The organism is Pseudosporangium ferrugineum (assembly GCF_003002065.1).
GTDB classification, from domain to species: domain Bacteria; phylum Actinomycetota; class Actinomycetes; order Mycobacteriales; family Micromonosporaceae; genus Actinoplanes; species Actinoplanes ferrugineus_A.
Genome location: NZ_PVZG01000023.1, coordinates 90,176 through 98,984, shown reverse-complemented (window position 1 = coordinate 98,984; position 8,809 = coordinate 90,176). Strand labels below are relative to the sequence as shown.

Annotated in this window: 4 protein-coding genes and 1 pseudogene; 1 reads left to right on the top strand and 4 read right to left on the bottom strand. The window is 72.8% G+C overall.

The genetic code is table 11. From position 1 onward, the window contains the following. A pseudogene (locus CLV70_RS33155) lies at window positions 1-304 on the top strand (hypothetical protein); the annotation flags it as partial. 367 nt (window positions 305-671) lie between these two features. On the opposite strand, the gene CLV70_RS33150 reads toward CLV70_RS33155, so the two are convergent. Genes CLV70_RS33150 through CLV70_RS33135 form a run of 4 tightly spaced genes read right to left on the bottom strand, consistent with a single transcriptional unit; the run spans window position 672 to window position 8,750 of the window. Further along, complete coding sequence (locus CLV70_RS33150; protein WP_106130572.1) at window positions 672-1,868, bottom strand: TIGR02679 family protein; 1,197 nt, start codon at window positions 1,866-1,868, stop codon at window positions 672-674. After that, window positions 1,861-5,865 (bottom strand): TIGR02680 family protein, encoded by a 4,005-nt coding sequence (locus CLV70_RS33145; protein WP_245908619.1) that lies wholly within the window; start codon window positions 5,863-5,865, stop codon window positions 1,861-1,863. The genes CLV70_RS33150 and CLV70_RS33145 overlap by 8 nt, the downstream gene beginning before the upstream one ends. A 15-nt stretch (window positions 5,866-5,880) precedes the next feature. Continuing rightward, window positions 5,881-7,206: a TIGR02678 family protein gene (locus tag CLV70_RS33140; RefSeq protein ID WP_106130570.1), complete on the bottom strand. Its 1,326-nt coding sequence runs from the start codon at window positions 7,204-7,206 to the stop codon at window positions 5,881-5,883. Further along, entirely contained in the window at window positions 7,203-8,750 is a 1,548-nt protein-coding gene (locus tag CLV70_RS33135) for a TIGR02677 family protein (protein ID WP_106130569.1), read from the bottom strand. The genes CLV70_RS33140 and CLV70_RS33135 overlap by 4 nt, the downstream gene beginning before the upstream one ends. Window positions 8,751-8,809 lie beyond the last annotated feature (59 nt).

Below are 8,809 nucleotides of genomic sequence, written 5' to 3'. Positions count from 1 at the left end.
CGCGCGTCCCGTTGTTCCGGCCATGCTCGATCTGATCGAGCAGGCCATCGCGGTCTGGGACGAGTTGGCCGGGTATCTGAACGATGCCTACTACGTGCGCCGTATCGATCCACAGGAGATCAGCGAGCCTCTGGTCGATGCGCACCGTGATCTGTGCGAGCAGCTCGACCTCGACTCGGAGGAGATCGCTGAACGTCTCGACCGGCTGGTCGACCGCTGCCATCACGACACCGTCGACCCTGCCCTGTACGCCGAGCTTCTCGGTGAGGACGCGGGCCCGACCGGCCGTTCCTCGCATCGGTAGCCGGGCTCGCGATGCCGGTCGTCAGGTGACATCACCCATCTGGGCGTAGCGGCCGAGGTCGAGCCGAGATTGGTTTTGCGCCGAGTGTCTGACAGCTCCGGTATCTGCAGCGCGGACCGGGCGGAGGGTGGTCCACGGCTACGGATCGGCCCTCCGCCCCTGTCCTGCGCGCTTATCGGTCTTCGTCGCCGCTGCTGTCGCCGTCACTCCCGGGAATGACTGCGAATCCATCCGCGAACACTGTCCACGTCGCGGCGCCCCGTCGAATTCGGGGACGGGTCACCGGAACGTGACCATGGCCCCTGCCGCCCGCGAGAACTGCTCATGCCGGCGGTCTTTCGGCATTCGCAGCGAGGCTGACTCCTGCTCAACGGCGGCGCTTATCGTGTTCGCCCCGGCGGAGGTCGTCCAGGAGGGTGCCGATGAAGCGTTCCTCCATCACCGACCGGCCGGCGCCGTTCATCGCCTTCGCCAAGGACGGATCCCAGGGGCTGGCCGCCGGCGCGCCGGCCAAGGGCAGACCGACCGGGTCGGCAGCGAGGTAATCGGAGCCTGACATGCGCCACGGCACGGCGTCCGGGTAGCGGGCCAAAGCGGCGGCGGTCAGCCGGATGCCGGCCCAGTCGAAGTCGTTGCGCCATCGGATCACCGTGCCCGCCGCCCGGCTTCCCAGGAGCGTGTGGACCGCGACGGACGGCACCCCTTCGGTGCAGATCAGCGGGGCGGTGGCCTGTCCCGCCGCGGCTCGCAGAACGGCCGGGTTCTCGCACACGTAGATGTCCGGGACCGGCAGGGACAGCGGTTCGAGTCGTAGCTGGTGCAGGGTCATGCGGAACGGGACATGAGCCGTCGCGGCGGAGGACAGCCAGTCGCCGAGAAGTCCACCGGTGGCGGGAAGGTTGAGCACCAGGGCCTGGCTGGCGAGGTCGTCGGGCACCAGCCCGGCCAACTCCCAGAGCGCCCGCTCCTGCTCCGCTCCGGTCGGTGGCTTGACCTGGTGCCAGGCGGCCAGCGCCCGGAGCACGAGGCCGCGCATCGGCCCCTCCGCGAGGGCCTTGGTGTCGCCGAGGACCCGTTCGGCGAAGACCGGCATCGGTTCGGCGCTGAGCGGCAACGCGTCGAGTGCGGTCAGCACCCGGGAGAACAGTTGTCCGCTTCGGGCCATCCGGGTGAGTGTCCCGTCACGGCGCAGCCCGTCCACCCATTCCTCGAACCAGGGCATGCCGGCGTGACGGCTGGCGGCGGCCAGGGTGAGCATCGCCTTGCGCGCCTCGGCGAGGGCGGCGCGCTCGGCGGGGCGGTCCCGGAACGGGCCCACCGCCGACAGCAGATCGATGTCGTGGGCGGTGCGCAGGAACGCATCGACCTCTGCCAGGCGAACGGTGACCCGGCTGACACCGGCGGGCCGGTGCACCCCGGTTATGCCGATGACGACGTGCCGTTCGGCTTCGTCCGGTGCGGTCAGGGAGACCGTCCCGGCGAGGCTGCCGCCGGTGCGCTCCAGGCTGCGCCGGGCGGCGGCCAGCAGCCGCCGCCAACCCGGATCGGTGGTGAGGTCAGGCATGGGAGGGAACCGTACGCGTCGACGGCGAGCCGAGCGCGGCAGCGAGCGTACCGTCGAAATCGGCCACGTTCACGGCGCCGTCCCACACCAGCAGGACCGTCGACACGGTGTGCTCGACCGTGGAGTGCGACAGGTCGTAGTGGGCGCACCCGGTCACCGCCGGATGGGTGGCCCACAGGTCGTACCCGGTCATGAAGAGGTCCAGATCGAACTGCTTGGCCAGGGACATCAGTTCGCCGCGCCCGTTGTCGTCGACACCGGCGAACGCCTCGTCGAGCCCGAGCAGCCGGGGCGCGTCCGGGCGGGCCGACCCGAAGAGCGCGTTGGCCGCCGCGAACAGCGGCAGGTGCAGCGACACCGACTGCTCGCCACCGGACAGCTGGCTGTGCCGGGCACGGGTGAGCGGCTCACTGACTCCGCCGGGACGATGCAGGGTGAACGCGAAGACCCGCCACTGCCGGTAGTCCAGCACCTCGGCCAGCAACTCCCGGTAGGGCTTCTCCGGGGCCTGCGCGCGGGCCGATTTGATCCGGGCCGCGAAGTGGCGGCGCAGGGTGGTCAGCTGACCCGGGCCGAGTCGTGCCGGGTCGCGTTCCAGCAGCTTGCACACCTCGCGCTGCTCCGGGTCGAGGTCGTCGGAGAGCCGCCAGCCCACGCCGACGGTCAGTCCGGACGACATCCGCCGGGCACGCATCTGCCGGTCCATCGCGTCGACCAGGTCGCGGGCCTCGATCGTACGGCGGTGTATCTGTCCGGCCAGCTGCCCCAGCAACGCGTCCTCGAAGACCCTCTGCTCGGCGTCGGTCAGCAGTTGTTCCTGGTCACGGCGTTCTCCGGAGATCCGTTCGGCGAAGTGCGCGACCGGGGTCAGGCCCTGTTCGTCGGCGACCCGCACGACGATGACGCCGTCGTCGGTGTCCCATTCCGGCCGGTGGTCGAGCCCGGCGGCCGGCAGTTGCGCCTGCAGTTCGGTGAGCGCGCCGGTCAACCGGGTCGCGCTCTGCTTGAGCGAGGTCTCGGTCGGGCTCAGCTCGCGGGTCGCGGTCAGGATCGCCTCATGCAGCGCTACGACCGCCGGGTCCAGGTCGTCGTCCGCGGTGTCGGCGGCGGGCCACCGCAGGTGCGGCGGGCAGCGGATCAGACCGAGAAGATCGCTTTGAGCGTACGGGCGGAGCCGCACCGCCTCGCGCCGCGCCTCGGTGATCGCCTCGGCAACGGACCGCTCGCCGACCTCGGCCCGGGCCACCGCGCCGGCTCGGCTCTGCACCGCCGCACTGTGCGCCGCCCTGGCCCGTTCCAGGGTCGCCTCCGCGTCGGTGACCGCGTTCTCGGTCTCGGCCACTTCGGCCAGCACCCGGGTCGCCTCGGCTCCGATCGCCGCGGAGAGGGTGCGCAGTTCCTCGTCCTTCTCGGTGTGCCGGGCCTGCGCCGCATGCGCGGCCCGAACGGCGGCTTCGCAGCGTTCCTCCGCCTCGGCGTGCCGCTCGGCGGCCTCCCCGGCGAGCACGCCGGCGCCGTCCGCACCGTCGTGGGCGTGCCGCAGCTCGACGCCGAGCCGGTCGAACCGGTCCAGCGCCGCGGCGGTCGAGTCCAGCCGATCGACCGGCAACGACCGGTCTGCACACGCCCGGCGCAGCCTGGCGCCGGCGGCGGCCCGGGCGGCCACGGCCGCGTCGAGCCGTCCCGCGGCCTCGAGGCAGGCTTCACGGCGTACCCGCAGAAGGGTCGCCGCCCGGTCCAGCTCGCGTTCGGCCTGGGTGATCGCGGTCCGCGCCGGAAGCTCCGCGCCGGCCCGGTCCATTGCCTCCAGCATCCGCTGCCGGGACCGGCGGGCCGCCTCGACCTCGTTGATCTCCTGTTCGAGGGCGGCGATCCGGCGGTCGCAGTCGGCGATCCGCACGGCCCGGCGCGCCGCGCGGGCGGTCGCCCCGATGTACTCACCACGGTCCTTGGTGAACCGGCCGACGCCGGAGCCCTGGGCCCATCGTCCGTCGCCGGTGACTCCGGAGGGACCGGTGATGTCGCCGAGCGCGATGCCGCGCAGCACCGCCGTGATCCGTTCGGCGGGCACGAGGCCCTGGTCCTCGGGTACGAGCACGTCTGCCAGCGTCCGGCCGGCCTGCTCGCCGGAGCGCAGGTAGGCATCAAGTTCGCCGTCGTCGGCGGTCGGGTGTACCCAGGCGTCGAGCAGGCCGGCCGCCTGCAGGGCGGCCTCGACGCCGGCCGCCTCGGTCTCCGGTGTTCCGTCGGCGAATCGGACGAGACGCCACAACGGCGCACCGGACCGGCCCTCCCGCGAGGCGGGCCTGGTCGGCGACGGCGGCGGCGAGTCGTCGTGCTCGGCCGCGATCAGCGCCCGCTCGTCCGTCGCCTCCCGGCGCTGGGCAGCCAGCCGGTCGGACCGGGAGCCGAGCGCGGCCACCTCGTCGCGGATCGCGCCCGCCGGGCCGGCCATCCGGTCGTGGTAGAGGTCCCGCAGGGAGGGGCTGGTCACCGCCGCGGCGAGACTGTCCGGCAGGTCCGAGACGCCGAGAGCGGCGAACAGTTCGGCGTGCTCGGTTCCCCAGGCCCGTACCTCCTCGGCCGTTCGCGCACGGACCACCTCGAGGGCGTCGCCGGTCCGTTCCTCCGCCGCCGCGGCGTCCTCCGCCGCGGCCCGGGCGGCCCGGTCGGCTTCCGCCGCCCGCACATGTTCGCGTTCCGCCTCCGCCAGCCGGTCCGCGAGTTCCCGGATCGCCCGTACGTCCGCGCGGCGCGCCGCGGGCCGGGATGCCAGCCGGGTGGCCAGCCCGTCGGCGTCCGCATCGCCGGCTCGCCATTCGATGCCGCCGGCTTCCGCCTCCGACGCGATCTCTGCGGTCACCCTGGCCACCTTGGCCCGTGCGTCGTGCAGCGCCGCGGCGGCCCGCCCGGCCTCCGCCCGCCGCTTCCCGGCGGCGTCACGCTCCACCTCGACGTGCCGATCGGCACGGCGGGCGGCGTCCGCCAGGTCGTGCACGTGCCGTTCGAGGTCGGCCAGTTGTTCGTGCGACCGGTACGCGGCCGAACTCTTCAAACGGTCCAGGTGCGCACGCAGCCGGCCGGGCTCGCCCTCGACCACTCGCAGCCGCTGCTCCGCCTCCTCGGCCCGCCCGCGCGCCGCCTCGGCCTCCTCCCGCGCCGCGGCCAGCGCCTCCCGGCGTACGTCCGCGTTGTCCCGGCGTGCGGTGAGCGCATCGGCCGCGGCTCGCGCGTGGGTCCGCAGGTAGGTGGCGTAGACGGCCAGGAAGGAGGTGGTCGCGGCATCGGCCGCGGTCAGACCCTCGAGGGTACGGGCCACAGCTTCCATGTCGTCGAACGAGCGCGCCGCCTCCACCAGCAGGTCGTCCTCCACCGGGCGCAGGCCGCGTTGCAGGGTGCGCGACAGTTCCACCGGATTCAGGTCCTTCGCCAGCTGCGGCTTGCGCAGGGTCAGGACCAGGTCGAGCAGCTGCTCGTAGCGGGCCGGGCCCAGGCCGAACAGCTTCGCGTCGACCAGGTGCCGGTACTCCTCTGCTGAGTCGCGTACCGCGTCCGCGCCGAGCCGGTCGATCAGGTCCCGCCGGGACACCGGCCGGTCGTCGGCGTCCAGCAGCGCCAGGTTCACCCCGACCCGGCCGTCGGCGACGAAGTGCCAGCGGGTCACGCGGTCGTTGTGCCGGTGGGCGCGCAACCCGATGCCGATCGTCACGAACCGGTCGCCGTCGCCGAACTCCATCCACACGTAGGCGTATGCCGTTTCCTGACCCCGGTAGAGCAGGTTCGACTTCATCGTCCGGTCCTCGCCGGCGAACGGGTTCAGCCGGCGCGGCTCGATCCGCCCGTCCAGCACGAACGGGAACAGCACTTCCAGGGCCTTCGTCTTGCCGGAGCCGTTCGGGCCGCGCAGCACGAGCCAGCCGTCGACGAACAGGAACTCCTCGTCGCGGTAGTCCCACAGGTTGATGATGCCGGCGCGGGTAGGGGCGAAACGAGCCAAGACGGAGTCCTCGATCTAGAAGAGGGTTCGTTGTTTGACCTGCGCGACCGTGTTGCGGTAACGGCCGATCAACGGGCGGGCCAGCACACCGCCGGGCACGGTCAGCACCGCGCCGAACCGGGCGAGCAACTCGATCGCCTCGGTGCGCAACCGGTCCGGATCGGCGTGCCATGCGGCGCCGAAGGCCGAGCCGTACCGCTGCAGGATCTCCGCGGTCGCCTCCCGCAGGAAGCTGTCGGTGATCAACGGCAGCCGCCGCTCCGCGTTCTCGCCCGCAGGCGGCGGGTCCGCCGCCGTCTCCGGTGCGCCGAATTCCAGCGGGACGCCGGCCGGCAACCCCGCGTCGACCTGGCCGATCAGCTTCTCCTGCGCCTCCGCCGGGTCCGGCACCGGAATGCGGCGTGCCCTGCGACCGTCCGGATCGGACACCCGGTCCGCGATCGCCACGGCCAGCAGCACGGCTGCCTGCGCTACCGAGCCGGTGCCCGGGAACCGCTCCGCCGACCAGCCGGCCGTGTCGACCAGCAGCACACCCTCGGCCCGCCGCTCCAGGCGCAGGCCGGTCAGCCGGTACAGGTCGGCCGGCAGCGCCTGCCCGCGCAGATGATTGCCGATCTCGGTGGAGACGTCGTCGTAGTAGACGACCGGCCTTTCCAGCACCGTACGCCGGGCGGCCTGCGCGGCGGCCCGGCGCTCGGCGTTGCCGCTGCTGCTCAGCGAGCGATCCAGCAGGGCGGTCACCGATTCGATGTGCTGCAGCACCCGGGGCGGCCGGAACAGTGCCAGCACGGCGTCACGCGCGACGTCGTACAGGGCCTCACCCGCGCCGGGATCGCTCGCCCACGCCGAACTGGAACCGTCGGCGAGCCGCAACACACCCCGCTCCTCCAGCCAAGCGACCGCGTCGACGAACGCCCGCCGGTCCGCGCCGATGTCCGGGTCCAGTCCCAGCCCGCTGATCCGGCCGGCGTCGGCGGCCACCGCCTCGGCCAGCTCGCTCAGCGTGATCTGAATGCCGGCACGGCCCAGCGTCGCCAGGCACAACGACAGATAGGCGTAACGCTGCCGGTCGAACGGGCGACCGGTGCGCGACACCGCGGGCCGGTCCGTCTCCAGCCGGTCGGCGGTGCGGACCAGCCGCGCGGTGGCGCCGTGCAACTCCAGCCGGTACCCGAACGCCTCGGACAGGTCACCGCGCAACTCGGCGGTGAACCGGCGGACCCGGGCCAGCGCCTTCTCGTCCGGCCAGGTCGAGGTGATCAGCGGATGCCGCAGCAGGAGCCGGACCGCGCGCTGATAGTCGGCGAGCTCCAGATCGGAGACTTCGGCGGCGAACCTCACGCGGCCGCCGTCCCGGTCCGGCGCGCGGCAGTGTGCACTGCCGTCGTCACGGACAGTTCGAAGCCGTCGATGTGCAACCTGCCCGACTCGGTGGGCACCGTGGTGAACCCTCCGGGGCAGGGGGTGAGCGTCAGGCGTACCCCGAAAGCGGCGGCCGCGAGCGGAGTCTCCCGCCGGCCCGCCTGCCGGGTCGCCAACGCGATGTCGAGCAGCCGGCGCAGCACACCGGCCTGCGCTTCGGTGAGGGTTTCCGCGTCGATGAGGCCGGCGGCCGCCTCCGCCTGGCGGCGCTCCTCGGCGACCTGCCGCTCCCGCAGAGCCCGGCGGGAGGTTTCCGACCGTTCGATCCGGGCGATCCGGCCGTTGCCCTGCCCGGGCATCCGGCCGCTCTGCACCAGCGTCCGGGACAGCTCCACCGCCGGCGCCTCCCACCAGGACAGCCGTCCCGGGATCGCGTCCGGATCGGCGTACGCCACCCCGACGTGTCTCGGTGCGCCCAGCCCGAACACCACGTCGAAGACGGCGTGCGCGGCCTCGTCGGAGCCGGCGCCGGTGAACCAGGCAGCCAGGTGCCGCAACTGGGACTCCCGGCTCACTCCACCGCGGCGGGCCTCCGTGACACGCCGCAGCAGCGCCAGCACATCCCCGATCGCCGCCATCGTCGCCCCGGAGAGCCGGTCGGCCTCACTGGGCCGGTCGGTTTCCGGCGCCAGCCACGAGCGCAGTCCGCTCCAGCGCCGGCGCCAGTCCTCGAGGCGTTCGACCGGTGTCGCGAACAGCCGCTCATCCGCTTCGGCCGCCGCCTCGATCATCCGATCCAGGCCGGTCGCCTCGACCTCGTGCACGGCCTCCCGCAGGCGCGGTGTGTACCGCTGCAGCTCGTCGTGGAAGTCCCGCAGGTGGGCGAGGAGTGCGTCCTTGTGGCTGAGGAAGACCTCCGGACGTATGTCGTGGGTTCGGCTCAGGTCGCCGAGCATGTGATAGAAGCGGGCGGCGCGTTCCGCGACGTCGGCCAGCGCCCGGTCCAGGCGGTTGAGCTTGCGGTAGACCTCCTCGGCGTCACCGTCGGAGTTCGCCGTGGCAAGGGCCTTCAGGTCGGCGAGCAGGTCGGCGAAGACCAGGCGGGACAGAGTGCTGTCGTCCAGCCCGGCGGCGAGAACGGACTCGACGGCTCGGTGGGCGCGGTAACCGGCCTCGGTGAACTGGTAGACCGAATGCCGGTTGCGGTATTCGGCGAGCGTGGCGGCCCGGGTGCCGTCCTGGCCGCGGTCCAGCACGCCCCAGTCGACGAGGGCGTCCAGCAGCCGGGGCAGATCGAGCCCGGCGGGGTCCGGGCAGTCCCGGTGGATCCCGGCAAGACCGGCCAGTGCCGCCTGCACGTCCGACGTGTGCAGGACGACGTGGTAACTCGATCGGGCAGCGTCGAAGGCGCGCAGAAGCCACAGGTACGCGAGCCGGTTGTCGGCATTGACATAGCTGAACAGCCGAAGGCGATCATCGACCCCGAAGTCGTCCAGTCCGAACGAGGCCCGCAGTTCCGGCATGCGGCCACGATACCGGTCAGGGCCCGACCGCCCTCAGACGCGGTGTGCGAGCGGTCACT